The organism is Paraburkholderia sp. SARCC-3016 (assembly GCF_031119615.1).
Taxonomy (GTDB): domain Bacteria; phylum Pseudomonadota; class Gammaproteobacteria; order Burkholderiales; family Burkholderiaceae; genus Paraburkholderia.
In genome coordinates, this window is record NZ_JAVHZD010000002.1 from 137,675 (window position 1) to 164,664 (window position 26,990).

Sequence of the window (26,990 nt, forward strand, 5' to 3'; positions counted from 1 at the left end):
GCCTTGTCGTGCCGTGCTCTATACGACTGACGAACACATCGGGAACAGGCTTTCAGGCTGCTCGCGTTTCGGAATCGAAACATATATTGCGCGCGGATCGACGTGCGCGAAGCCTACGGAAACGCTCCCTGTCGACGTCACCAGCGACGGCGAATCGCGCGCAAAGCAGCGTGGGGCAAGGCTTTGCCCGCGAATCTGCCCGATCCGCGAGGAGCCGCAGCGGTCCGGCACGCGTTATGCCCAATGTGTCGCACTGTTGAGACAAACGGCATGTGGCCGGACCTGAAATGCATGCGGACTGATACCCGTTCGCTACGCCGAGCCCCGAAAGCCTTATCTGGCGCGGCTTCGCCACTGTTCGCCGATGAATCACCGATGAATCGCGTGGTCGTCCCGTCCCGGCGATTCGTTTCCGCATCCTGATTTGTGCTTATACAAACGCGTGTTCCTTTCCTTTATTTTTTGATCACGAGCCGTAATCATGCGACGATAGGACCGTCGCCCCTCGGCGACGAACGTGCGGGACCGGCCCGATAAGATCAATAGAACCGCTGACAAGAAGGCTGAAACCAGGAAGGCTAAAACCAGGAAGGCTGAAACCGCTGTCGCAATCGAAGGATCACTGGCTTACGCGTTCGCGCTGCGCAGCGGCCAAACGTCCAACCGGGGGTACCATGCATTCCACCTCGATGTCGCCCGCTGCCGAACGTGCCGTGCTTTGCGTGTCATCGGTGCCAGACGAGCCTCTCGCCCGATTTCTGGCCGCTGCGGGCTGGCATGTCGTCCATGCGAAAACGCCCGCGAACGCCGAGCGTCTGCTCGACCGCGGCGATATCAAGGTCGGGCTCATCGACCTTCCCGACGACTGCACCGCGCAACAACTGTCCGCGCTCGAAGCGTTCATGCAGCGCGGCGAGACGAACTGGGTCGCGCAGATCGCGCCAGGCCGCTCGGACGACGAACTGACGAGCCGCTTTATCCTCGACTACTGCTTCGATTTCGTGACGAAGCCATGTCTGAACGACCGGCTGATCTTCGCGCTCGGCCATGCGCATGGCCTGTCGAGCCTGCGGCGCACGAGCGTCAAGCCTAAGCCGTCGCTGGGCAAGCACGGCATGGTCGGCCATTGCGAGCCGATGGAGCGGCTCTACCGGCGACTCGACAAATGCGCGCAAACCGACGCGCCCGTCTTTATCGCCGGCGAATCGGGCACCGGCAAGGAGCTCACCGCACGCGCGGTGCACGACTGTTCGGCGCGTCACAAGCAGCCGTTCGTCGCGATCAACTGCGCGGCGATTCCGCCCACGTTGTTGCAAGCGGAGCTGTTCGGCCACGAGCGCGGCGCGTTTACCGGCGCACTGCAGAAGAAAATCGGCCGCATCGAGCACGCGGACGGCGGCACGCTGTTTCTCGACGAAATCGGCGACATGCCGCACGAGTGCCAGGCGGTGCTGTTGCGCTTTCTGCAGGAAGGAACAATCGAGCGTCTGGGCAGCAACTCCCCGATCAAGGTCGACGTGCGCGTGATTTCGGCGACCCACGTGGACCTCGAAGCCGCGGTCGGCGACGGGCGCTTCCGCGCCGATCTCTATCACCGGCTTTGCGTGCTGCGGCTCGACGAACCGCCGCTGCGCGAGCGCGGCGGCGATATCCGCCTGCTGGCCGAATACGCGCTCAGCATGTACCGGCAGGACGGCACGCATAAGATTCGCGGGTTTTCGAGCGGCGCCGTGGTCGCCATGTCGAACTACGCGTGGCCCGGCAACGTGCGCGAACTGATCAACTGCGTGCGGCGCGCGGTCGTCATGACCGAAGGGCGCTTCATTACCGAAGCGGACCTGGGCTTGCCCGCCGCGATCAACGAGCGGCCGAAGACGCTTGCCGAGATCCGCATGCAGGCCGAAATCGAAGCGATCGAAGACGCGCTGCGGCGGCATGGGCACAATCTGTCGTCGGCGGCCGCGGAGCTTGGCGTATCGCGCGCGACGCTGTACCGGCTCATGAACGCGAACCGGATCCAGAGCGACATCAGCTCGATCCGGCAAGGACGCCGTCAGGCGCAAAACGGCAATCGCGACGCCGAAGCGGACCCGGATGCTCCCGCGGCTGCGGGCGCGGACGATGCGCCGCCGCGCTCCGCCATGGCCCTGTGACGGGTACCCGATAGCCGGCTGTCCGGCCCGCGCGGGCCGCTGCTTTGTCGCCCGAACCGCCCGCCGGACCGGATTCCTCGCGCCAGCGTGACGGGTCATGCGAGCGCATGCGCTGCCCGGGTCGCTGCATGCGGCCCGCCGCCGTTGCTATGCTTGTCCGTGTTACCGGCACGGAAGCGAACTTGTCCCCTCCCGATCTCTCCGACGCGCGCACGCGGCGCGTACCGTATCCCCCAGCCGTCGCGGTCAGCGCGAGCCCCTGCGACGAAGTTGCGATCTGCGGCGCGCGCTGCTCCGCGCCCGACCGGGGGAGCCGCTACAAGCGGCTTGCGCTGCTTTCGACAATCCTCGGTTCGAGCATGGCGTTTATCGACGGCTCGGTCGTGAACGTCGCACTGGCCGCGCTGCAGTCCGAACTGCATGCAAGCGTCGCCGCGATTCAATGGGTCGTCGACGCATACCTGCTGATGCTCGCTTCGCTCGTGCTCGTCGGCGGCGCCCTCGGCGACCGCTACGGACGCCGCCGCATATTCGTCTGCGGAATTGCCGTCTTCACGCTCGCCTCGGCCGCGTGCGGCCTCGCGCCCGACTCGGCGACGCTGATCGCCGCGCGCGCGGTGCAAGGCATCGGCGCGGCGTTGCTGGTACCGAGCAGCCTGTCGATCATCGGCGCCGTCTTCGACGATCGCGAGCGCGGCCGCGCAATCGGCATCTGGGCCGGATTCGCGTCGATCACCTCGGCGCTCGGGCCGATTGCGGGCGGCTGGCTCGTCGATGCGTTCTCGTGGCGCGCGATCTTCTTCCTGAATCTGCCGATCGCGGTTGCCACCATCGTGCTTGCGCTGATTGCGGTGCCCGACAGCCATCGGCCCGACGCGCCGCGCCGCATGGACTGGGCCGGCGCAATAGCGGCCGCGGCAGGTCTCGGCGCGCTTGCCTACGGCCTGACGCTCGCCTCGGAGCGCGGCGTGGCCGGTTTTGCGGCGCCAGCCGTACTCGCGTCGGTGGCCGGCGGCGGCATCGTGCTGATCGGTTTCGTCATCATCGAGGCTGCGGGCAGGCAGCCGATGATGCCGCTCGACGTGTTTCAATCGCGCGACTTCAGCGGCGCCAATCTCGTCACACTGCTGCTTTACTTCGGCCTGGGCGGCACGCTGTTCTTTCTGCCGTTCACGCTGATCCGCGCGCACGGGTTCACGGCGACGCAGGCCGGCGCCGCGCTGCTGCCGATTCCGCTCATCGTCGGTGCGCTGTCGCGCTTCGCGGGCGGCGCGCTCGCGGAGCGCTTCGGGCCGCGCCTGCTGCTGACGGCCGGATCGATCGTCACGGCGGCGGGCTTTGCGCTGTTCGCGCTCGTGCCGCTCGCGACCGGCGACCGGTCGTACTGGGCGGCGTTTTTCCCGGCGCTCGTCGTGATGGGTCTCGGCATGACGCTGACCGTGACGCCGCTGACGACAACCGTCATGGCGTCGGTGCCGGGCGAGCGGACTGGCCTCGCGTCGGGCATCAACAATGCGGTCGCGCGCGTCGCGAGCCTGATCGCGGTGGCGGCGCTCGGCATCGTGTTTTCGTGGACGCATGAAGCCGCGTTGTCGACGCGGCTCGACGCGTTGCATATTCCGCACCGCTCGGGGACGGTCATGGATTCGATCGGGTCGACTGCACCCTCGTCCGACCGTATGACGCAGCGCGCCGCAGCGGTTGCGCAGGCGGAACATGCCGCGCTCGACGCCGCATTTCGCGCGGTTGCGCTCGTCTGTGCAGCGGGTGCGCTCGGCAGCGCGCTGTGCGCGGCGCTGATGATCGGGCGGCAAAGCGCCGAAGGCAGCCACTGAACCGGCCCGGAGACGCAGCGCGGGAGCGGCGCGGGCACACGCGTTGCGTCCGCAACCACGGTTCGGGCCCTATCGAGGAACTTGAGGCCCGACAATCGGTCGCTTTTACTTTTCCGCCTTTTACTCTTCATTAGATCGAATCGGGACGCGACGCCGCGCTTCGCCTGGTGAGGCCCGAATCACGACGTCTGAATGTTTTCTATGCGCAAACTCTTTATCGCCTGGCTCCTTATCGTACTGGCGCTGCCCGCCCTCGCGGCCGCGCCGACGGCGCCCGCCGCCGCATCCGCCGCGCCGCCCGTCAAGCTCACGCCCGACCAGGCTCGCCAGGCGCTTGAAGTCCTCAACGATCCACAACGTCGTGCGCAGGTAACCAACACGCTGCATGCCATCGCTGCCGCCGGTGCACTCGCCGCGCCGCCCGTCGCGGCAAGCCCGGCCGCAGCCGCGAGCGCGGCGCCGGCAGCCGCCGCCAGCACGCCGCTCGCGCTGAAATCGAACGGCCTCGCGGCACAGATCGCGCGGCAAGGCGCGCGCTGGCTCGAGCAGGCCGGCATATCGCTCAAGCATTCGCTGATCGTGCTGCTCGATACGGCGTCGGTGCGCGCGTGGTGGCGCGGCGAGATTCAGAACCCGCAGGAGCGCGCGAAGCTCGCGATGATTCTGTCTGCGATCCTCGGTACGCTACTGCCGGCGATCTTTATCGAATGGGTCGTGCAGCGGCTTTTGCGTCGCGCGCGCGCCGCGATTGCCGCGCGGCGGCTGCATCGCGAGGCAGTGCAGCACGCCGCCGAGGAACGGGAGGCGCAACAGGCGGCTGCCAGCGCAACGCCTGATACGGCGCAAGGCGCGTCTGCGTCTGCTGCCCCGGCCGCCTCGCCCGCCGCGCGTGCCGGTGCTGCCGGAACGCCCGGCGACGTCGACGAAGAAGCCGCGCAAGCCGCACAGGCCGCCGGCGTGCCGCTGCAGCCCGGCGACGACGCAAGCGCGGCACAGGCCAAAGCCGACGCCGCTGCGGCGGCGGCAACGGCAGCAACCGCGAAGACTGCCGCATCGATTACTTCGACGCCGCCCGCGGCAGCCGCTCCGTCGACTGCGCCAGGCAAAACCGAATCAACCGAGCAGCAGGCGAAACAGGCCCGCAGCCGACGCCATGCAGCCGCTCATTGGACCTTGCTGCAGCGGCTGCCGCTCGCGGCGTTACACCTGCTCTTGCGCGTCGTGCCGCTGGCGGTATTCGTCATCGCTGCAAGCGTTCTGATGTCGATCCTTGCCGAAGACGGCTCGCCGCAGGACAGAGCACTTAGCACGCTGATCGACCTGTACGTGCTCTGCCGATCGATCGTCATCGCGTGCGGCTTTTTCCTGCAGCCCGACGCGCCCGCGCTGCGCTTGTGGCGCATGCCGGACCGGTGGGCGATATTCGTGCAGCGCTGGGCTGTCTGGATCGTCGGCGCAATCGGCTGCGGCGCCGCGCTCGTCGAAATCGCGCTGGCGCTTGGGCTCTCGGAGTCCGCCCACGTGGCGCTCGTCAAACTCGTCGCGCTCGCGGGCCACGTGCTGCTGTCGCTGATGATCCTGCAATGCCGCACGCCCGTCGCCGAAGCGATCCGCGCGCGGGCGCAGGATAGCAGCAGCCCGATGAAGCTGATTGGCGAAGGCTTCGTCGATTTATGGACCGGCGTCGCGGTGTTTATCGTGATGGCGCTGTGGTTCGTCTGGGCGCTCGATGTGCAGAACGGCTACCGCACGCTGCTGCATCTCGGCGGCATTTCGGTGGCTGTCCTGATCGGCGCGCGTGTCGTGTCGATCGTCGTGTTCGGCGCGCTTGGGCGGATCTTTCGCACCGAGCAGGAAGAGGGGCGCTCGCTCGTTCATCAGCATGCGTACCGCTATTACCCTTTCGTGCGCAGGATCGTCTATTTGCTGATCGCGGCGGTAACCGTGCTCGTGCTGCTGCAGGTCTGGCACGTCGACGTCTGGCAGTTCTTCGCCACGGGCACGATCGGCCATCGGCTCGCGTCCGCCATCGTGACGATCTTCGTGGCCGCGGTCATCGCGCTGTTCATCTGGGAGGCGGTGAACGTGTCGGTCGAGCGGCGCCTTGCGCGCTGGACCCAAAGCGGCGATCTGATGCGCGCGGCGCGCCTGCGCACCTTGCTGCCGATGCTGCGCACGGCGCTGTTCGTAGTGATCGCGCTCGTCGTCGTCATGACGGGATTGAGCGAACTCGGCGTGAATACCGCGCCGCTGCTGGCGAGCGCGAGCATCTTCGGCGTGGCGCTCGGCTTCGGCTCGCAAAAGCTCGTGCAGGATTTCATCACCGGCATCTTTCTGCTGATGGAAAACGCGATGCAGGTCGGCGATTGGGTCACGCTCGCGGGCGTGTCGGGCACGGTCGAATATCTGTCGATTCGCACGGTGCGGCTGCGCGGCGGAGACGGTTCGCTGTACACGGTGCCCTTCAGTTCGGTTTCGACGGTCAACAATACGAACCGCGGGCTCGGCAATGCGGCGGTGAGAGTCAGCATCGTGTTCGGCGCGGACCTCGATCTGGCGATCGCGACGTTGAAGGAAATCGGCACATCGTTGCGCGAAGACGACCAGTTCAAGGACGGCATTCTGTCGGACTTCGCCTTCTGGGGCGTCGATGCGGTCGACGGCGCGTCGGTCACGCTCGCGGGCCAGGTGCAATGCCGCGACTCGGCGCGCTGGGGCGTGCAGCGCGAGTTCAACCGGCGCATTTTCCAGCGCTTCAGCGAGCGCGGCATTGCGATTGCGAATCCGCAGCGGCAGGTGCTTGCGCCCGAAGATGGGAGGCTGCTCGTTGCGCAGTTGAATGGGCGGGGCGAACTCGATGATCGCGACGATGCGCGCGACGAGCGCGATGCCGGGTCGCGCAACGGCGCGCGCGGCGGGCGCGGGCACCATGCCGATGACGACAGTGCGCGGGTCGATGCGCATGCTGACGAAGAGCGGGATGCACGCCAACGCTCCGATGAAAAGCCGGCCACGCAGTCCGATCGCCCAGGGCGGCCACGTACGAATTAAAGCGGGTTTGAGGGCGTGCGTGAATGTCAGTCTTCGCGCGGCAACACCAGCACCGCATCGAGCCCTCGCCCCTCCCGGTTCTCCAGCGTCAGCGTGCCGCCATGCGCGGCCGCGACGCTGCGCGAGATGGTCAACCCGAGCCCTGTGCCCTCTTTCGACGCAAGCCTGACATACGGCTCGAACACACGCTCGCGCAGCGTCGCGTCGGCGATACCGGGCCCGCGGTCGCTAATCACGATGCGCACGCTGCGCCCCCTATCGGCGACGCGCACGTCGGCGCATTCGCCATAGCGGATCGCATTGTCGAGCAGATTCTGCAGGCAGCGTTTCAGATTGCGTGGGTAGCCGGGTACCGGCCGCCCCGCGCAGCCCGTAACGCTCACTGCGTGACCCGCTTCGCGCAGGTCCTGCGCAAGACCTTCGAGCATCGAGTCGATATCGATCGCGCGACGCGTCTCGGTGATCTCGATGCCTTGCATCGCATCGAGCGTCGACGTGACCATCGCCTCCATCTCGTCGAGATCGCCGCGCAGCCGGTCGCGCCAGTCAGGATCAGGCAGCATCTCCGTGCGCAGCCGCAAGCGCGTCAGCGGCGAGCGCAAGTCGTGCGATACGGCAGTCAGAAAACGCGTGCGTTGCGCGATGCTGTCGGCTAGCTGCTGCTGCATCGCGTTGAACGACTGCGCGGCGCTCCTCACCTCCGACGGGCCCGTAACCGGTAAAGGCGGCCGGTGAATATTGCGGCCCAGCGCGTCAGCCGCCTTCGCCAGTTGACGCAGCGGCTGCACCGCGAAGCGCACCGCGATGAACGCGAGCACGCAAACGGCGGTAAAGCGGATCAGATAGAGGCGCACGAGATAGTCGAGCGCGAGCGTATGCGGCTCGGTCAGCGCGTCGGCCTGACCTTCGTTTGCGCGCACATCGAGCCAGCCGTCCCAGCCGCTGCCGTGCAGCTTCAGCCGGACGTGGAAATCGCCGGTCGGCATCGACGAGTCGAACAGGCTCAGGATGCCGCCGCGCTTGCCCGAGTCGTCGTGCACGTCGGCTTCGAGCAGGCGCATATCGGGCGTCGCGCCGAGACGCCGCGCGAGCACACCGCGCATCAGATCGCCGGTGACGCGTTGCACGATCGGTACGCGGTCGGATCGTGTGAGCTGCGCTGCATCGGCACCGGGCTCGTCGGCCGCGATCCACACGATCCGATACTTCGGATCGCCAAGCTGTTGCGCAAGCGCGCGGCGCGCCGCATCGTCCGGCGCAAGCGCGACGAGCCGCGCCGTATCGGCGAGGCGGCTCGCGAACAGCCGCGCCGGCACTTCGAGTGCGCGGCTTTCGTGCGTGTCGAACCAGATCGTGCTCGTCAGCAGTTGCCCAGCGAACATGCCGATCGCGAGAATCGTCACGAGGCGGCCGAATAGAGAATCGGGCCACAGGCGCGGCAAAAAACGCATTTGCCGCAAGCGCGCTCCCCAATTGAACCTCGCCGCCGAACGGTTCACGCGCGTCTCACGTGTCGTACACGACATCGGCCACGAGCATATAACCCTCGTTGCGCACCGTGCGAATCAGTCCGGCACGCCGCGCCGCATCCTTCAGATGATGGCGCAGGCGGCTGATACAGACGTCGATCGACCGGTCGAGCGGCGTGTGCTCCTTGCCGAACACATGATCGAGCAGGAATTCGCGCGACAGCGGCCGGTTCGGATGATCGAGCAGCGTGCGCAACGTGCGGTAATCCGAGCCGCCGAGCGACACGACGATGCCGTCGGGCGACAGCATCTGCTTCATTCGCGTATCGAGCCGCCAGCCGGCAAAGCCGACAAACGCACTCGCGTCGGCAGCGTGCCGCGCACGCGCCATGCCGCGTGCGCGGCGCAGCACCACCTTGATCTTCGCGACGAGTTCGCGCGGATCGAACGGCTTCGGCAGGTAGTCGTCGGCACCCATCTCGAGGCCGAGAATGCGGTCCAGCAAGGCGCCGCGCGCGCTCAGGATGATGATCGGCACGTCGCGATCGCGGCGCAGTTCGCGCGTGAGATCGAGCCCGTCCTCGCCGTCGAGCATCAGATCGAGCACCACCAGATCGACGCGCGCAGCACGCAACACCTCTTTCATTTGCGCGCCGCCGCTCGCAATGCTCGTCTCGTAGCCCATGCCGCGCAGGTAGTCGTGCAGCAGTTGCCGGATATTCGGATCGTCGTCCACGACGAGTATGTGGTCCATCTGAAACTCGAGCCTTTCGTTCCTTTCATTTCAATAGCGCGCCCGGTAATCGCAAGCGCGCCAACACATTCCATTACAAAACTGCGCCGCCTCAACACATCGCCATTACATCGGAACGCTACATTTGCCGCCTCAAATGGCAATCATTCTCATTAACTGAAACTATATCACGGCGGTTTCCGGACACACATGAAGCGCACACTCATCGTCGCGACGTGCACCGCGGCCTTTACGTGCCAAGCCCACGCGCAATCGGCGGTCACGCTGTACGGCCTGCTCGACGCCGGCATTTTCTATACGAATAACATCAAGGGCCACAGCGCATGGCAGGAATCGAGCGGCGACGTGACGGGCAGCCATTGGGGATTGCTCGGGCGCGAAGATCTCGGTGGCGGCACGAAGGCCATATTCGAAATCGAAAACGGCTTCAGCGTGACGAACGGCACGCTACGCCAGGGCGGCCGCCTGTTCGGCTATCAGGCTTATGCGGGGCTGTCGAACGCGCGCCTCGGTACCGTGACGCTTGGCCGCCAGTACGATTCGGTCGTCGACTATCTGGCCGCGCTCAGCTTTACCGGCACGCATCCGGGCGGCAACAACCTGTCCGCGCATCCGTACGACAACGACAATCTGAACAATTCGTTTCGCGTGAACAACGCGATCAAGTACGCGAGCGTGAACTACGCAGGCCTCAGATTCGGCGCGCTATACGGCTTCTCGAACGACCCCGGTTTCGACGATAACCGGCTTTACAGCTTCGGCGCGTCGTACGACGCGGGGCCGCTCACATTCGGCACCGGATACTTCCAGGCGAACAACGGCGGCGGCGGCAACACGAACGGCGCACTGACGCTGACCGATCGCACGTTTATCGCAGCGCTGCAGCGCACTTATGGCGCCGGCGTCGCCTATGCGTTCGGACCGGCCCGCGTAGGGCTCGTATGGACCCGCACGCAACTGGGCGGGCTCGGGACGATCAACGGCCCGAATAGCCTCGGCCTTGCGCAGAACGGCCAGGGCGCGAGCTTCACGAACTACGAAGTCAACGCGAGCTACCTGGTGATGCCGACGTTCAGCGTAAGCGGCGAGTACACCTTCACCGACGGCGCGCTCTCCACGGCCAGCGGCTCGCATCGTCCGAAGTGGCATGAGGTGTCCGTGCAGGCCGACTATCTGTTTTCGAAACGTACGGACGTCTATCTGCAGACGAGTTACCAGCATATCGATAGCGACGGCTCGGGCCTGAGCGCCGATATTGCCAGCCAGACTCCTTCATCGAACGATCAGCAGCTCGTGGTTGCCGTGGGGCTGCGGCACCGGTTCTAGCCCAGCGTGCCGGCCTGGGGCGCCCCGCGTTCGGCGCGCCTCGCGAACCTCATTTTCTGCTCATTCTCGGGCAATACGATACGTCTCATGGAAGCGTTTTACCTCTCACCCAATGGAGACGATCATGTTTGCACACCTCATCGAAAAGATTGGCAGCTGGTTCGAGCGCAATGAACAACGCGAACTGAACCGCTGTCTGGAAGGCGCAGCCGACCTCGCTGAAGTCGAGCGCCGTCTGCGCGACTACAACTCGCGCGCGTACACGAACCTGTAAAGGCCGAACCGCCCGGCGGCAACGCGCCACGCCCGGGTCCGCCTCGCTCGGCCTCGTCGCCGGTAAAGACCAGCGAAACGTCGGAGGCTGTCATGACCTGCATCTTCATGCTGATGGATCTGCTCGCGCCCCGCTGTCCGGAATTCGACATGCCGCTCGATAGCGACTACTCATACGAAGCGCGGCACGCCGACTACGAACGTCGCCATGCGTTCGGCATCAATCACGCGTGGCATCGGAACTGACCGCCACGCACGTCGCGATGCGCGCGGCGCGCGTGGCGCGTGGCGGCACGGTGGGCGTGCTGCCCGCACGCGTTCAGCACTTCGATTAGTTCTTCAGATCGTCGGGCACCTTGCCGCCGTTTTCGGCGAGTTTCGTCATCACCTGCTTGTGCAGCCAGACGTTCATCGACGCCGAATCGTTCGTGTCGCCGGTGTAGTGCAGTTCTCCGGCGAGTTCCTTGCGTGCGTTAAGGCTGCTGTCCAGATTGAGCAGCTTCATCAAATCGACAATCGACGTACGCCAGTTCAGCGTTTCCGAGCGTTGCGCAGCGAGCCCGCTCAGCACCACTTCGACATCGACGGGCTGCGCAGCGGCGGCCGGCGCTGCCGCCGGCGCGTCGCTCGCAGCGGGTGCGGCTTGAGCGGGCGCTGGAGCGCTTGCGGTATCAGCGGTTTTTTGCGTAGCAGGATGACCGGTGGGGAAGATCTTGCTGAGGATCGTGCCGAAAATACTCATGACTTTTCTCCGCTAAATAGAGGGGGGTTGCTGAAACACCCTTCGTGCGAGGGCGCTGCCTGCGCGAGCAGCGAGTGCGAAGCGACGCGCATCGCCTCACGTACGATCAGGCGGGCGCCGAATCTAGCATAGTCAAAGAATCGGCCGTATCGAAAACACGCCGCACACAACTCACCACACACTGACGAATCGCGCGCGAATCCGGCCGGCGTCTCACGCGGCATCCGACCGTTTCGCAAGCCTTGTGCCGCTTTGCCGTATACAATGCGGCAGCTTTTTAATCCGCCTAGCATTTCATTCGACTCCGCTTATGCCCAATCCGACCCGGGCCTTCCTGCTCGGCCCGCTTCTGAAAGGTGTTTCGCGCTCGTTCTATCTGACCCTGCGCGTGCTGCCGCCCGGCATGCGCGACCCGATCGGTCTCGCCTATCTGTTAGCGCGCGCCGCCGATACGATTGCGGACACGTCGATCGTGCCGCCGGCCGAACGTCTCTCGCTGCTGCTGTCGCTGCGCGCCGCAGTGAACGGCGCGTCGGACGAACGTGCGCAGATCCAGCGCGTAGCCGTGCAGGTCGCCGCGCAACAAACGCAATCGGACGAACGCGTGCTGCTCGAATCGCTCGAGCCCGCGCTTGCGATCCTGCCGCAATTGAGCGATGACGACCGCAATGCGGTTCGCGAAATCGTCACGACGCTCACGCAAGGGATGGAATTCGACCTGCGCACCTTTCCCGACGAACAGTCGGGCGATATCGTCGCACTGCGCGAGTGGGACGCGCTCGACCGCTATACGTATATGGTGGCCGGCTGCGTCGGCGAATTCTGGACGAAGATGACGTACGCGCATCTGCCCGGCACGCTAAGCGAAACATCCGATGTGATGATCGAGCGCGGCGTGCGCTTCGGTAAGGCGCTGCAAATGACGAACGTGCTGCGCGATTGCAGCAAGGATCTGCGCATTGGCCGCTGCTATCTGCCGTCAACGCTGCTCGATCGCTTCAGCCTCACGCCCCGCGATCTTCTCGAGCCCGGCGCTTCGTTGCGCGCGCAACCGCCGATGCACGAACTGGTGGGCAAGGCGCTCGACAACTACCGCGCGGCAATCGACTACACGCTCGCTATCCCCGTGCGCGCGGTCCGCCTGCGGCTTGCCTGCGTATGGCCGATCCTGATCGGTCTCGAGACGCTCGAGTTGCTCGTGACGAACCCGCTCTGGCTCGAACCGGGGCGCGCGTCGAAGATCAGACGCGGCGACGTGTACCGGATTCTCGCGCTATCGATTCCGGCGGTGATGTCGAATACGCTACTGCGCGGCTGGATGCAGCGGCTCATTGCACGCGTCGATGCGCAACGGCGCAATTGAGGCCGATGGGTAGAAAAGCGATGCGGGGCCGCGATCCAGCCGCGGGCCGGCGCCGATATGGCCTGGACGGTTCATTGTCCTGAACCGTCCGCGAACTCAGGCCGCCTCTTCCTTCCGCGAGTCGCCGCTCACCTCGCGCAAGCGCTTGTCCGACTCCGGCAACGTCCCTTTCGCCCGATGCACGTCGTGCGTGACGAACCCGACGTCGCGGCTCGGCACGTCGAACCAGTCGCGATGCGCGAACGAATCGCGAATGTCTTCGAGCCCGCTGTCCCAGTGCTCGTTCATCGTGTCGATGCTGAACTCGTAGTCCTTGTAGTGCCCTTCGTACGACTTGTTCCTGTAGATCAGGTGCACGACGTTGATCGCACTGCCGTCGGCGAGCCTCTGCGCATGCCTGAACAGCGGATCGGCCTTGATCACCGAACTCGGCACGTGCTTGAGCAATTCCTTGATGAAGCACGCGTTGCGCTGGCGTTCGGCGAGCATATTGGTGACCGCGCGCGTACGGCTCGAGTACTGGATGTCTTTCGCGCGCTCCGATACGTCGAGAAAATCGCCAGGCAGGTTGCCTTGCGCGCTCCACAAATCAACCTGAAATACGAGCGTATCTTTCTGATCCGCGTCGCGCAACACTTCGGTCAGCGGCGTGTTCGACACGAGGCCACCGTCCCAGTAGAACTCGCCGTCGATTTCGACCGCGGGAAAGCCGGGCGGCAACGCGCCTGACGCCATGAAATGCTCGGGCGTCAAACGCATCTTGCGATTGACGAAGCTCATCAGGTTGCCGGTGCGCACATTGACCGCGCCGACCGACACGCAAATGCCGCCGTCGTTGATACGGTCGAAATCGGCAAAGGCAAGCAGCGTCTCTTTCAATGCGGCCGTGTTGTAGTAGCTGACCTCGCTCGGGCTCACTTTCGAGAAACCCGCGAGCGGCAACGGGAAGCGCGGCGCGAAAAAGCCCGGCTGCCCTTCGGTCAGCGCGCGCCCCGCCGCGATCATGCTCGCCCAACGACGCGCGAGTTCGTGCTGCTCGAGCCCCGGCAAGGCCCACGCGCTGAGGTTGCCGAGCCACCCGCGCTGATGGCAGATCGCGTTCCAGAAGCCACGCAGCGCTTCGACGCGCTTTTCCGGCGGATTGCCCGCGATAATCGCCGTATTCAGCGCACCGATCGATACGCCCGCGATGCGGTGCGGCTCGACGCCCGCCTCGGCGAGCCCTTCGTAGACGCCCGCCTGATACGAACCAAGCGCGCCGCCGCCCTGCAGTACCAGCGCAATCTCGTCATAGCGCGGCAGCGTGAACGACTCCGTCTGCCGTGCCGGCTTGTTGGTCTTGCTGCTCATGCGTGCGCCCCCGTTACTGCATGTACCAGCCGTGGCTGACGACGATCGATTGCCCCGTCAAGGCCGCCGATTCGAAACCCGCGAGGAACGCAACCGTATTCGCAACGTCGTCGATGGTCGTGAATTCGCCGTCGACGGTATCGCCGAGCATCACGTTCCTGATCACCTCCTGTTCGGAAATGCCGAGTTCTTTCGCCTGCTCGGGAATCTGCTTGTCGACGAGCGGCGTGCGCACGAAACCGGGGCACACGACATTCGCGCGCACGCCGCGCGGACCGCCCTCTTTCGCGACCACCCGTGCCAGGCCGAGCAGGCCGTGCTTCGCGGTGACGTACGCGGATTTCAGCTTCGAAGCCTCGTGTGAGTGCACCGAGCCCATGTAGATGATCGAGCCGCCGCGGCCGCTGTCGTACATGTGGCGAATGGCCGCCTTCGTCGTGAGAAACGCGCCGTCGAGGTGCACGGCGAGCATCTTCTTCCAGTCGGCAAATGCGTAGTTTTCGATCGGGTTCACGATCTGGATGCCCGCATTCGACACGAGCACGTCGATGCTGCCGAATTTCTCAACCGCTGCGTCGATGCCGCGATTCACGGCGTCTTCGTCGATCACGTTCATTTCGACCGCGAATGCGCTGCCGCCGCTCTCGTCGATGCTTGTCGCCACCTGTTGCGCATTTTTCAGCGAAAGGTCGGCGATCACGACTTTTGCGCCCTGCGCAGCGAGCTTGCGCGCGCACTGTTCGCCGATACCGCTGGCCGCACCGGTGACAACGGCGACCTTGTTGTTCAACGTCATATCAGGAATCCTTAGCCAGTAACTGGGAAATAAGATGGAAAACGAGCCGGAACGCGGCCTCCGGATTATTCGTTCGCGGCGGGCTTCAGCGTATCGACGGCCGCGAGATAGTCGAACGCCACTTCGCCGATGTCGAGCGTGAGGTCGGCGATGAAATGCCGCGCGCCGATCACGCGGCGCACCGGCAGGTCCGCGACCGGCGCGAGCGCGTGCGGATGCAGCTCGAGCGCAGCCGGGCCGCTCCATGCACCGAGCACCGTCACGTCGCGCAGGAAGAAGCGCACGAGTTCGCAGACGCGAGCGGTGCCGTCCACATGCGGAATGACCTTCAGTACATAGTTCGGTGTTTCGGCGAGTTTGCGGCGCTCGGTCTCGACGTCGCAGAAGTTGTGCTTGTAGCCCATCGTGCCCGTCGCGATGCGCTGAGTGCCGTAATCGACGGTGCCGAGCAGCGTGTCGTTGCCGTCCACCGAAATACGCGGACGCGCGAGCTTCTTCGGAAAGCCCCAGATTTCGCGGCCGCCCGCGATCGGGCTCTCGTCGTCGAGATACATCGCGTGCGTGTAGTTGCCGATCCTGCCTTGCGGATCGCGCACCGCGATGACCTGGCCGCTTTCGGTGTAATCGCCGAAACCCGACGAATCGGGCATGCGAATGAACTCGTAATGGACAAGGCCGTCGGCCGGACGCAGCGGCTCGGGTACAGCGGCGCGCAGCGCTTCGGGGTCGGTTTCATATGAAATGACGAAGTACTCGCGATTCCGGTAGCGATACGGCGGGCGCGGATACGATGGGTTATGAACCGGCATCGCAAAGGCTGCTTTGCGAATCGAATCGATGTCCATGAAGTCCTCTCCTTTTGGGTCAGGCGTGCGTGGGCACATCCGGAATCGTAAAGGAACGTGCAGCGTTTCTGCTCCCGGTTTGCAAAAAAATACATTGATGCTTTTGCAACATTAGCGGCTCGAATTCGCACTTCAATGCCGGGACGATGTGTTAACGACATATGTCTGCACCGCGCCTGCGAACACTTTAGACGGCACTTACCCGAAACGGATTAGCCGGGTAGTGCCCAAGGGCAGAGGCGCGATGCTTTCGCAATGCATGCATTGAGGAACGCCAACATCATAGTGTCATGAACGATGTTCGATACTGACGAGTCGCGCATCGAGCAGACGCGCGAGCGAGATGCCGCCCTCGCGCATCACGAAGTCGTGGTTCCATTGAAAGAACGGCCTCGCAAGCGGCGCGAACACGTTCATCCAGCCGCGCCTTGTATGCACGCGCCATTCGTAGCGCACAACCGTGACGCCGCCGCGCTCGTGCGAAAAGCGCCAGCAGCCCGTGCCCTCGAGATCGCCGCTCGCGATGCCTTCGAGCGCGACAAGCGGCTCGATACGCGTGACGCGCACGTCGAACACGACGCGATACGGCAGCCGCCCCTTCCAGGTGTAGCGCTGCAGCGCGCCGACGCCGTCGCCCGACCCGGCTTCGAGCGCCGCTACCCGTTCGACGTTTTTCCACCACTCGGGCCAGCGCGCCGAATCGTGAATAGCAGTCCACACTGCAGGGAGCGGTGCTTCGAGACGCCAGACTGTCGATAGCCGGTACTCGCTCGGTTGCATGCCATCCTCACGGTTTCTGTTTATCGATGACGTTCGTCGATCATTGCACGCGCCACCAGCGCGGCAGCAGGCGCCGCACCTCGGCACGCCGATAGCGGTCGTCGATCAGATGCACGACGCCGACGTCATGCTCGGTGCGAATCACGCGGCCCGCCGCCTGCACGACTTTCTGCAAGCCCGGATAGAGGTACACGTAGTCGTAACCGTTGCCGAATTGCGCATGCATCGTGCGGCGCATCTGCTCGTTGACGTCGTTGATCTGCGGCAAACCGAGCGTTGCAATGAATGCGCCGATCAATTGCTCGCCGGCAAGATCGATGCCTTCCGCGAAGGCGCCGCCGAGCACCGCGAAGCCGACGCCGCACGTCGAGGTGCGAAAGCGCGCGACGAATGCGTCGCGCGCCGCTTCGTCCATGCGGGGCTCCTGTGTCCATATCGGCACGTGCGGATGTTGCGCGCGCAACGATGCGGCAACGCGCTGCAGATAGTCGAAGCTGCTCAGAAAGCCAAGGTAATTGCCGGGCCGCGTCTCGTACTGGCGCGCGATCAGTTCGACGATCGGCGCGATCGAATCGTCGCGATCGCGCCAGCGCGTCGATACGTGAGACGCGACGTGCACGGCCAGTTGCTCGGCCCTGAACGGGCCCTCGACGTCGAGCCAGCCTGTGTTTCCGGCAAGCCCCAGCATGTCGCGGTAATACTGCTGCGGGCCGAGCGTGCCGGAGAACATGACGGTCGTGCGCGCGGCCGCGTGACGCGAGGCGAGAAACGGCGCAGGGATGACATTGCGCACACAAAGCGATGTTGCGGGTTTGCTGCGTGATTCTTCCGCACGTAATGGCGTCGAGAGCGTCACATCGCACAGCGAATGGTCGCCGAACGCTTCCGCGAGCGACATGAAATGCAGCGCGTCGAAGTAGAAGCGCAGCAACGTCTCATCCGCGCCGAATGGCGCTTCGGATAACTGATCGGTAATCGCCGCGATCAGATTTTGCACCGCCGCTTGCATGCGCGCCGGAATGTCGGGCAAGACTTCGTAGCGCGCCGTGCGTTCGCGCGTCAATGCGTTCCACTCGCGGTTCAGCCGGTCGAACGGCTTGCGCAATGCGGCCGGCGCGGCGCGGCGCGCGGCCTTGAACGCGTGCTGATCGAGCGTCGCGGTGTACATGCGGCGCGCGCGATCCGGCAGGTTGTGCGCCTCGTCGACGAGCACGGCGACGCGCCACTGATTCAGTTGCGTCAGCGCATGGAGCAGCGCGCTGCTGTCGTAGTAATAGTTGTAGTCGCCGATCACGACATCGCACCAGCGCGCGAGTTCCTGCGCGAGATAGTACGGGCAGACGTCGTGCGCGAGCGCAGCGGTGCGCACGGCGTCGCGCGACAGGCGCGTCGAGCGCAACGCGGTCTCGCGTGCGGCCGCGACGCGATCGTAAAAGCCGCGTGCGAGCGGGCACGATTCGCCGTCGCACGAATTGCCGGGGTGCTCGCAGGCTTTGTCGCGTGCGACGAGTTCGAGCACGCGCAGCGGGAAGGAGCGCATCGGCGCGATGCCGGCTTCGCTGCTGCCTGCAGAGGACGCGATATCCGCGCAATCGGAAGCATCGATGCCAACGCCACTTTCGGCCCGGTTTGCGCACGCTCGCTCCAACGCATCGAGCGCATCGAACGCGAGCGCACGGCCCGGCGTTTTCGCGGTCAGAAAGAAGATGCGGTCGATATGATCTTCCGCGCATGCCTTCAGCAAAGGGAAAATCGTGCCAAGCGTCTTGCCGATGCCGGTCGGCGCCTGCGCGAGCAGCGCGCGGCCGTCGCGCGCCGCCCGATAAACGGCCACCGACAGCTCGCGCTGGCCGCTGCGAAATGCGCCATATGGAAATCCGAGCTTGCCCAGAAACGCATTGCGCGCGATGCGGTGTGATGCCTCGCGTTCGGCCCACGCGACAAAACGTTCGCATTGCTCCTCGAAGAACATGCGTAAAGCGGCCGCCGTATGATGCTCGGTCAACAGCGTCTCTTTCTGGCTCACGATATCGAAGTAAACGAGCGCGACGTCGAGCTGCGCGAGTGCGCGCGCTTCGCACAGCAAATGCCCGTAGATCAGCGCCTGTGCCCAATGCAGCGCACGATGGTTTTCGCGCATACGCTCGAGGTCGCCGCGGTATGTCTTGATCTCCTCGAGCCTGTTGCGCGCGGCATCGTAACCATCGGCGCGGCCTCGCACCGTAAGGCCGCGATAGGCGCCGCTCAATGTGACTTCGGTTTCGTAACCGCTGTCGCGCCGGCCGGCGACGACCGTGTGCCCCGCCATGCCTTCGGCTGCGCTTGGCGCCGGCGTGAAGCGCAAGTCGAGATCGCCGCGCTTCGCGGTGAACTCGCACAGTGTGCGCACGGCGACCACGTAGTTCATGTGATCGCCTCCGGTGCACGCGCCATATCGTCATCGGTTTCGCCGTCGACACTGTCGGCCCATCGCACGTCGAGCACGCACACCGGAATTGCGTGTTGCACGCAATACGCAAGCCAGCGGACCTGATTGTCCTGCAGCCGGTCGCCGGGCCCTTTCACTTCGATCAGTTCGTAACGCCTCTCACGCGGCCAGAAGCGGATCAGATCGGGCAAGCCTGAGCGATTCGCGCGGACGTCGCGCAAAAGCCGCGCGCAAAACAGCTTCAGATGCGCGGCCGGCACGCAGTCGAGTGCGAGATCGAGCAACTCGCGCGTCAGCAGTCCCCAGAACACGAACGGCGATTGCCGCCCCGCCTTGCTTTCGAAATGGCGCAGTATCGTCTCGCGATAGCGGTTACCCGCTTCGTCGTCGAGTTGCGCAAGACATGCATCGAACATCGCGGCGCGCTTTGTGTAGAAGTCCGGCGCATGCAGATCGGCGGGACCGCGTTGAAACGGGTGAAAAAACGCCCCCGGCAGCGCCGCGAACACCGGCTCCCAGCACAGCAACCCGAACAGCGAACTGATCAGCGCGTTTTCGACGTAGTACACCGGCGCATCCTCCTCGCCAAGATGATCGAGCACGACGTATTCGACCGAGGCTGCCTCGATGGGCCGCGCGAGTGTCAGCATGCTGCGCGGAACCGCATGCGCGTTGGCCGGCGCCGCGGCGCGCCTGTCACGCGAAGCGTGCGGCGCTGACCGAACCGATCGCGCCGACATGCCCGCCTGCCGCTGCAACCGCGGCAACATGCGCGCTACGCGCTGACTTTCTTCTTCGCTCTCCGGTACGCTCGCGGCTTGCAGCGCGAGCGTCAGCGCCTCGTGCGCGCGGCCGGCCAGCTCGAACGCGCGTATGCGCCGATGGCGCGCGCCGGGCCATGCGCAACGCGCGTAAATAGCCGTTGCGATATCCCATCGACGATGACGTTCGGCGCAGTATCCGATGCGATAGAAAAGTTTTTCGCGTCGCATTGCAAGCCATGCGTTATCGGTCGAGATCTCGTCTACTGCGCTCAGCAGTGCATCGAATAGCGTTTCGGTCGTTGGATCGTTGCCTGTCGCCGCGAGCGTTTCGAGTTCGCCAAGCGTCTCGCTGCACGCGTGCAGCGCGAGATAGATATCGATATCGCCGCGTTTCTGAAATGCTCGCGACGATGCCGCCAATGCAACGGGCTCGTATTGATAGACGCCAAGATCGGCAAGCACGAACTCGGACCAGTCCTGCTGCAGATTGCCGAAAAACATCAGCCGCAAGCGGTCGCACAGCGGCGCGACACGGACCTGCAACACCTGCTCGGCGGCTTGCGCATGCCATTCGCCGTACGGGCGCGCACCGGCATGGATATCGCGCAGCAGCGCGAGCCATTCCTGCTTGCGCGCGGATTTTGCACCGGCCAGTTCCGCGCGAAAACACGCAAGCAGTTCGACGCGCGTAGATAGATCGAACAGTTCGTCGAGCGTCAGCAGCGCATTTGCGTCGACCCAGCCCGCCGCGACGAGCGGCCTCGCCGCCGCTAGCGGACAGCCGATCTCGCGATAGACAAGCCGGCCTGTGCGAAAGAGCGTGCCTTTGCGCATCACCATGCGCGTAAGCAACGCGCGCGACGCTTCAGGCAGACGCGCGAAATCATCGAGAAAGGCGTGCTCGGCGTCGTCGAGCAAATCGGCGTAGCGTTCGGCGAGCCATGCAAGCGCGCGTTCGAAATTGCGCAGGTAATAGAGCGGATCCGGGGTGTCGTTCGGCACGGCGCTGGCGGTCAAAAGGCGAGAGAGCCTCGGGCAAATGGGCGAATCAGACGAACTGTATATTTATACAGCCTTCATGGCAATGCGCACGATTTACCGGACCCGCGCGCTGTACGGAAACGCAAATGCGCCAGACGGTGGCGCTTTCGTGAAATCGAAATACGGCGACTGCGGCTTGGCCCGATCGCGATGGGCGGCCCATCTCTTGCAACCGGATTCTTGTCGGGTCTGGCCAAGTCGCTTCGCGATGTCGTCACATTCGGACCGTCACACTGCTACTGTCGCACGCACGAACTGTTAGCGCGTTCTACGGTAGCCGTAAATCCGACACACCTATCCAACTGTTGAGTATCGACCGCGCGTGGCCTCGCGTAGGGTTCAACGGATCCTCAACCTGCAGGAACCGATATGACGTTCACTCACTCCCTTCGTCGCGGACTGACCCGGTGTCACTCGCGCGCAAGCAATGTCGTCACGAACGCTTCGCGCTTTGCGAATGCTCGATACTGCACGTCGCGCGTACCCATGTTGGCGTTTCTCGCGCTCGTTCTGTGCACGCCGTGCGCGGCAATGGACGTCGTGGTGACCGCCGCGGCAACGAATGCGCGCGAAAGCGGCCAGACGCCCGCACCGAATCCAGTCACACTCACTTCGCCCAACCTGGGCCTGCGCGACGCACTCTCCTTGCTCAACAGGAACAAGGGGTTCGCGGGAAGCAACATCGACAGCCTGAATTTCGTGCTTGCAGCGGGCACTTATCGTCTCAGCGCGCCGCTCGTCGTGTCTCCCGATCCGACGTGGAGCAGCACGCCGATCACGATCACAGGCCCGACCAGTGGCCGCGCCATCATCACGGGCGGAAAGTTGCTGTCCGGCTTCACACCCGTCACCGATGCCGCGTCGCTCGCACGGCTACCGTCTGCCGCACGAGGCAACGTAGTCGTTGCAAGCCTCAGCAACAACGGCATCACGGATCTCGGCACGGAACAACGGCACGGCTACAACATCCCGATCACACCGGCTCCGCTCGAGATTTTCTTTCGCGATGCGCCGATGACCGTGGCGCGCTGGCCCAACACAGGCTTCGCAAAGATCCAGTCGTTGCCCGACGGGCCGACGGGCCTTACGTTCACTGTCTCGGGCGGTAATCCCAGCGCATGGCAGCACGAACCGAACCTCGAAGCGATGGGCTACTGGGCGCGGGACTGGGCCGACACGACGCTGCCGGTAACGTCCGTGAATCCTTCGTCGGGCGTGCTCACGTTGCAGGCGCCCGCGCCTGAGTTCGGGCTGCTCCAGGGTCAACGCGTGGTGATCGAAAACGCGCTCTCTGAACTCGATCAGCCGGGCGAGTACTACGTGGATAGGGCTACCTCGCGCGTGTTCCTCTGGCCGCCGTTTCCGATGATGAGCGGCGATGTGCAGGCGTCCGTCGTCGATACGCTGCTCACCGTGAACAACGCGGTAAATCTTACGATCAGCAACCTCGTGTTCGATATCGCGCGAGGCGACGGTATCGATCTGAACGGCGGCGGCCACATCGTGGTGCAAAACACGACGCTGAGCAACATGGGAGGTCGCGGCGCGTTTTCGAACGCGGGCAGCAGCGGCTTCGACTCGATCAAGCTTGCGCACACGGGCGAGGGCGGCATTGTCATCGTTACCGGCAATCGCACGACGCTCGCGCCAGGCAATGCATTCGTCGACAACAGCGACCTGCACGATTTCGCGCGGCGTTCGCATGCGTATCGCCCCGCGGTCAACGTGGCCGGCGTCGGCAATCGCGTGAGCGGCAACACGATCTATTCGGGTCCGCACGCTGCGATCCTGTTCACCGGCAACAATCACGTGATCTCGGACAACGAGATCTACGATGTCGTCACCGAAACCGCCGATTCCGGCGCAATATATACGGGCCGCGACTGGACCACGCGTGGCACGGTAATCGAAGACAACTTTATCCACGACATCGGCACAACGACTTTGCCCGACGCGACAGTCGGCGTTTATCTCGATGACGAGGCAAGCGGCACGATCATCCGCCGCAACGTATTCTCGCGCGTGAACCAGGCCGTGTTCATCGGCGGCGGTCGCGACAACGTCGTCGAAGACAACCTCTTTGCAAACTCGTCGCCGGCGCTCCATGTCGATTCGCGCGGACTGTCATGGCAAAACCCCGATGCCGTCAATCCGAACGGCATATTCCAGACCGAATTGCGCGCGGTGCCCTATGACCAGCCGCCGTACTCGACACAATATCCGACGCTGCCCAATATCCTGCAGAACCACCTCGGCGCGCCGGTCGGAAACGTATTCGACCGTAACATCGTGATCAACGGAAGCCCAACCGACATCGACGCCGGTGCGCAGCCGTTCTTCGTTCCCGGACAGGTTTTCGACGCGAGCAGTGTCGTGTTTACGAGTGCAATCGCTGACGCCGACCGTAAGACTTTCAACGACTTCACGATTTCGCCGTCATCGCCTGCCATCGCCGCCGGTTTCACGCCTTCGTTGTTCGGTACAGCGGCGGCGGCACCGCCCCCGCCCGTCGCCGCGAGTTCGACGAGTCAACCGTAGGCATGAGCGAGCCGCGGCAACCGCGCGCATCGCTCGCTAGAACAGCGTGCGAATTCCGCCGCCGACCGTATAACCGGACGAGAAATGCGTAGCGTGATCGCCAAGCACCGCGGCATAGACAAGCGTGCGTCTCGACAGCGGATAGTCGTAGCCGACCGACCACGTGTTGCGGAATTCGTCGCGCTCGCCACCGCTCTTCGACATGCCGTCCGATATCAGCACCGTACCGGTGCCTGCCTGGATCGCTGCCCCGAGCTCGCCGAAATTGACGTGATAACCGCCGCCCGCTATCGCATTCGAGATGTACTGATATTGCCCATATAGCTTGACGATGCCGACAACGTAGGTCGCGCCCGCCTGCACCGCCGACTGCGTCGAAAGACCGGGCACGCTCGATGCGAAATCGCCCGGCACGCTGTTGAACTTGATCTGCTGGTAGACGACGTTCGCAGTCAGCGAAGCGCCGCGATACTGCACTTGCCCCGCCCACTTGTTTTGCCCGGGCTCGCCGGCGGCATTGCCGAACGCATACTGCGCGTTCAGTTGCCAGCCGTCGTGGAACGTCGACGAGTACGTCACGGCGTTGCTCCACTCGCCGCCGCCGCCGCCGACGCCCTGCCCGTTGACCGCGACGTAGGTGTGGATCACGGCCGGCGAGAACACGAACGAATTGAAGAACGGGTTGTAGAAGATCGTCGAGTTCCAGTAGAGCGGCCCGATCTGACCGAATACCAGTTTGCCCCACGGCGCGCTGACGCCAACCCACGCATTGCGCGAAAAGAACCCGTCGCCGGCGAAGCGCCCGAACGTGCCGTTCTGCACCGAAAAATAGCTTTCCAGTTCGAACACCGCCTGGTAGCCGCCGCCGAGATCCTCCGCGCCCTTCATGCCCCAGAACGACGCGGTCGCTCCGCCGTTGCCCAACATGAAGGCGGTCTTGCCGCCCAGGGCCTTTTTCGCGCCGACGAATGCGTCGACGTCGCCGTACAACGTCACGCTGGACTGAGCCGCAACGTGACCGCTCCAGCACAACGCGGCGAGCGCCACCGCAGGGAACGCGCGCGGCAGTTTCCTGTTCATCTGATACCTCCGTAGCTTGTTGTTCTGTTAATGCGCGGCGCGCTCAGCGCATCGCGGCACGGTAGTAGGTCGGGTCGTAGTACTTCGACGGGTCCGTCAACTTTTTATGGGGCGTCGCGTAGCGACTGCGCAGCGCAAGCACCGTGCGAATGCCGGCAACGTTCATCCGGCCTTTCCGGAAGAATCCGGCCCGCGGATCGAGCAGCTCGCCATAGGTGGTCGCAGCGAGGGCGGGCGTCATCTGCGGCACGTTCTTACGCAGGATCGCGATCGCTTCGTCGCGGTTCTTCGGGTCATACAGCCAGTCGATCGCCTCGACGTATGCGCGGATGAATGCAACCACCTTCGCCTTGTTCTTGCGCGCCCACGAACGGCGTGTCGCCGCGACATTGCCCTGGTACGGGCCGATGACATCGGTGGCCGTCGCGATCTGGTTGAATCCGTCGTTGCGCGCGAGGATGTTGAACGGCGTGGACAGCAGCGTCGCGACCTGCTTGTGCTGCTGTAGCGCCGCCCAACGTTGCACCATGCCGCCCGCGGTCTCGATCGTGTAGTCCTGCGGTTGCAGGCCTTTGCGGGCCAGCATGTCGTACAGCACGAATGCGTAGCCGGTGGTGCGCGCGTCGACCGACAGCGTCTTGCCGCGAAGGTCCGCATAGGACTTGATGTCCGGCGCCGCCACGAGGGAAAGGAAACTGCTGTCGCTGCCCATGACGGCGACGAAGTCCGGCTGCGGGCCGATCGGCGCTTCGCCTTCGCCTTCCACGTACGCGACGATGTTGTCGATCGCGGTCATCGCAATGTCGAAGCGGCCCTGCGACAGGTCGGTCATCTGGTTTACCGAACCGGTCGTGCCTTGCAGGACCACGTGAATGCCATGCTGCTCGAAGAAGCCTTTGTCTTCGGCGACGTAGCTCGGCCAGTTGAAGCCGCCGGGAAAGACATTGACCGTCACGTCGCCCAGTTTGGGGGCCTGCTGCGCCTGCGCGGACGGCGCAGCGCTGATGCCGCATGCGATCAGTGCCGCGGCGGTGAATGCCGCCATCCATGATTTTCCAATTGCTTTCATTGTTCAATGATCCTAAATATGTAAACCAGCAAGATGCAGGAAGACAACGTTCAGCCTATTTGGCGGTCAACGGCGCGGTTTCCCTCGCGCGGCTGGCGGGCAACGCCATGCGCGACGGTTGCAGCGCAAGCGCAAGCAACGCGCCGATAAAAGCCAGCAGCGAAATCTGTTCGAGTCCGGCGGTCGACCACCCGCTGGACGTCGCAAGCCAGCCGATGGTGTAGCCGGCGATCGACGCCGATCCGTACAGGCTCGACACGAATACACCCGAAGCCTTGTTATTCAGATGGCCGCTGACCGAGCGAATGTGATAACCGGCCAGATTCACGTAGATCACGCCGCTCACCACGAGCCCCCAGACGAACGACAGCAACGCTTGTGCGAAGAGCGTGGTGGCCGCATAGAAGAGTCCGTAACCAAGCAAAGCCGCGATCAGAAAGCTCACGACGAGTACCTTGCGCGCCGAAAGGCGGTCGCCTATCCAGCCGCCCGCGATCGATGCGAACACACCGAACCCGTAGGCGCTCATCACGCGGCCGGTCATGGCCGGCGTAAAGCCAAGATGTTCGCGCAGGAAAGTCGGATACATCCCGAGATAGCCATAGATGATCAGCCCGCCGATCAGACTCAGCACGGTAAGCAGTATGGTGTTGCGATTCCAGAGCGTATGCGCGGTGGCAATTCCTGCATCGTCGTGGCGCTCGGCTGTGCGTGTCTCGCTGAACCACGGCCGCACCGCAATCAGGATCAGCACGATTGCCGCGAAGCCCAGCAGCCCGAACACGATCATCGGGAACCGCCACTCATGTCTCATCGCGAGCAGGCCAGCGCCGGCCACCGGCCCGATGATTGCGCCGACGCCGAACGAGAAATTCACCGCGCCCACGGCAGTAGAACGAAAACGGGTGAAGTAGCTGGTCCCGATCGCAATGATCACCGTCAACTGCATGGCTTCGCCGATGCCGGTCGCGGCCCGGTACAGCAGCATTTCGGCGAAGCCGTGCGCACTCGCGGTCAGCACGGTCCCGATCGAGAAGATCGCAATGCCCACGATCGTCGCGCTTCTGCGCGACAGCCGGGCGAGCAGGAAGCCGGTCGGCGCGCCGGCGATGGCCATGCCGAGCGTGAAGATCGTCGACAGCAAGCCGATCTGCGCGAGCCCGAAGCCATACTCGTGGCGCACGTCGGCCGCAAGCAGCGGAAAAATCTGGCGATCCATCGCGTTGATCGAGTACGACGCGAGCAGCACGACGAACATCGCAACAGCGGCCAGCGTCGAACCGGACGGACGCAACCCTGCCTGCTGCGCAGGCCGCAAAAGAGGACTATTCAT

Annotated in this window: 20 protein-coding genes; 8 read left to right on the plus strand and 12 right to left on the minus strand. The window is 64.2% G+C overall.

From position 1 onward, the window contains the following. The first annotated feature begins 674 nt into the window (after positions 1–674). The 3 genes from QYH69_RS03020 to QYH69_RS03030 all read left to right on the plus strand — a co-directional run bounded on the left by QYH69_RS03020 (position 675) and on the right by QYH69_RS03030 (position 7,039). Positions 675–2,153 (plus strand): sigma-54 dependent transcriptional regulator, encoded by a 1,479-nt coding sequence (locus QYH69_RS03020; protein ID WP_308830439.1) that lies wholly within the window; start codon positions 675–677, stop codon positions 2,151–2,153. Between the two features lie 149 nt (positions 2,154–2,302). Next, on the plus strand, positions 2,303–3,988 hold the full coding sequence (locus QYH69_RS03025; RefSeq protein WP_374992334.1) for an MFS transporter: 1,686 nt from the start codon (positions 2,303–2,305) through the stop codon (positions 3,986–3,988). Between the two features lie 201 nt (positions 3,989–4,189). Next, positions 4,190–7,039 carry a mechanosensitive ion channel domain-containing protein gene (locus QYH69_RS03030; RefSeq protein ID WP_308830441.1) on the plus strand — a complete coding sequence of 950 codons (2,850 nt, stop codon included), beginning with the start codon at positions 4,190–4,192 and terminating at the stop codon, positions 7,037–7,039. Positions 7,040–7,065: 26 nt separating this feature from the next. Here the strand turns inward: QYH69_RS03030 and QYH69_RS03035 are convergent, their stop codons facing one another. Together QYH69_RS03035 and QYH69_RS03040 are read right to left on the minus strand one after the other, a co-directional pair. Beyond that, a complete protein-coding gene (locus QYH69_RS03035) occupies positions 7,066–8,490 on the minus strand; it encodes an ATP-binding protein (RefSeq protein WP_308830442.1) in 1,425 nt (474 codons plus the stop codon). Between the two features lie 55 nt (positions 8,491–8,545). Then, positions 8,546–9,262: a response regulator transcription factor gene (locus QYH69_RS03040; protein ID WP_308830443.1), complete on the minus strand. Its 717-nt coding sequence runs from the start codon at positions 9,260–9,262 to the stop codon at positions 8,546–8,548. Between the two features lie 189 nt (positions 9,263–9,451). On the opposite strand from QYH69_RS03040, the gene QYH69_RS03045 reads away from it, so the two are divergent. The 3 genes from QYH69_RS03045 to QYH69_RS03055 all read left to right on the plus strand — a co-directional run bounded on the left by QYH69_RS03045 (position 9,452) and on the right by QYH69_RS03055 (position 11,107). Beyond that, a complete protein-coding gene (locus QYH69_RS03045; protein ID WP_308830444.1) occupies positions 9,452–10,588 on the plus strand; it encodes a porin in 1,137 nt (378 codons plus the stop codon). Positions 10,589–10,712: 124 nt separating this feature from the next. Next, on the plus strand, positions 10,713–10,862 hold the full coding sequence (locus QYH69_RS03050; RefSeq protein ID WP_308830445.1) for a DUF3563 domain-containing protein: 150 nt from the start codon (positions 10,713–10,715) through the stop codon (positions 10,860–10,862). A gap of 92 nt (positions 10,863–10,954) precedes the next feature. Then, positions 10,955–11,107, plus strand: coding sequence for a hypothetical protein (locus tag QYH69_RS03055; protein ID WP_308830446.1), 153 nt, complete (start codon positions 10,955–10,957; stop codon positions 11,105–11,107). Between the two features lie 85 nt (positions 11,108–11,192). Here QYH69_RS03055 and QYH69_RS03060 read toward each other — a convergent pair whose 3' ends face one another. Next, on the minus strand, positions 11,193–11,603 hold the full coding sequence (locus QYH69_RS03060; RefSeq protein ID WP_308830447.1) for a DUF3597 domain-containing protein: 411 nt from the start codon (positions 11,601–11,603) through the stop codon (positions 11,193–11,195). A gap of 310 nt (positions 11,604–11,913) precedes the next feature. Here QYH69_RS03060 and QYH69_RS03065 point away from each other — a divergent pair, with 310 nt between their 5' ends. Continuing rightward, positions 11,914–12,966: a phytoene/squalene synthase family protein gene (locus QYH69_RS03065; RefSeq protein WP_308830448.1), complete on the plus strand. Its 1,053-nt coding sequence runs from the start codon at positions 11,914–11,916 to the stop codon at positions 12,964–12,966. 96 nt (positions 12,967–13,062) lie between these two features. Here the strand turns inward: QYH69_RS03065 and QYH69_RS03070 are convergent, their stop codons facing one another. The 6 genes from QYH69_RS03070 to QYH69_RS03095 all read right to left on the minus strand — a co-directional run bounded on the left by QYH69_RS03070 (position 13,063) and on the right by QYH69_RS03095 (position 20,931). Next, positions 13,063–14,316 (minus strand): patatin-like phospholipase family protein, encoded by a 1,254-nt coding sequence (locus tag QYH69_RS03070; RefSeq protein WP_308830449.1) that lies wholly within the window; start codon positions 14,314–14,316, stop codon positions 13,063–13,065. A gap of 13 nt (positions 14,317–14,329) precedes the next feature. Beyond that, positions 14,330–15,112, minus strand: coding sequence for a 3-hydroxybutyrate dehydrogenase (locus QYH69_RS03075; RefSeq protein ID WP_308830450.1), 783 nt, complete (start codon positions 15,110–15,112; stop codon positions 14,330–14,332). A gap of 65 nt (positions 15,113–15,177) precedes the next feature. Further along, the gene (locus QYH69_RS03080; protein ID WP_308830451.1) at positions 15,178–15,957 is read right to left on the minus strand and encodes an acetoacetate decarboxylase; all 780 of its coding nucleotides are present in this window, start codon (positions 15,955–15,957) and stop codon (positions 15,178–15,180) included. 288 nt (positions 15,958–16,245) lie between these two features. Further along, positions 16,246–16,737, minus strand: a complete 492-nt coding sequence (locus QYH69_RS03085) for an SRPBCC family protein (RefSeq protein ID WP_308830452.1) — start codon at positions 16,735–16,737, stop codon at positions 16,246–16,248. Positions 16,738–16,777: 40 nt separating this feature from the next. Beyond that, a complete protein-coding gene (locus tag QYH69_RS03090) occupies positions 16,778–19,144 on the minus strand; it encodes a helicase C-terminal domain-containing protein (protein WP_308830453.1) in 2,367 nt (788 codons plus the stop codon). After that, positions 19,141–20,931, minus strand: coding sequence for a VRR-NUC domain-containing protein (locus tag QYH69_RS03095; RefSeq protein WP_308830454.1), 1,791 nt, complete (start codon positions 20,929–20,931; stop codon positions 19,141–19,143). Before QYH69_RS03095 ends, QYH69_RS03090 begins: the two co-directional genes overlap by 4 nt. Before the next feature lie 525 nt (positions 20,932–21,456). Here QYH69_RS03095 and QYH69_RS03100 point away from each other — a divergent pair. Continuing rightward, positions 21,457–23,508: a right-handed parallel beta-helix repeat-containing protein gene (locus tag QYH69_RS03100; protein WP_308830455.1), complete on the plus strand. Its 2,052-nt coding sequence runs from the start codon at positions 21,457–21,459 to the stop codon at positions 23,506–23,508. A gap of 36 nt (positions 23,509–23,544) precedes the next feature. Here QYH69_RS03100 and QYH69_RS03105 read toward each other — a convergent pair whose 3' ends face one another. The 3 genes from QYH69_RS03105 to QYH69_RS03115 are packed head-to-tail and all read right to left on the minus strand — an operon-like array spanning position 23,545 to position 26,990. Further along, a complete protein-coding gene (locus QYH69_RS03105; protein WP_308830456.1) occupies positions 23,545–24,588 on the minus strand; it encodes a porin in 1,044 nt (347 codons plus the stop codon). A 43-nt stretch (positions 24,589–24,631) separates the two neighbouring features. Further along, positions 24,632–25,657, minus strand: a complete 1,026-nt coding sequence (locus QYH69_RS03110) for an ABC transporter substrate-binding protein (RefSeq protein ID WP_308830457.1) — start codon at positions 25,655–25,657, stop codon at positions 24,632–24,634. 55 nt (positions 25,658–25,712) lie between these two features. Beyond that, on the minus strand, positions 25,713–26,990 hold the full coding sequence (locus QYH69_RS03115) for an MFS transporter (RefSeq protein ID WP_308830458.1): 1,278 nt from the start codon (positions 26,988–26,990) through the stop codon (positions 25,713–25,715).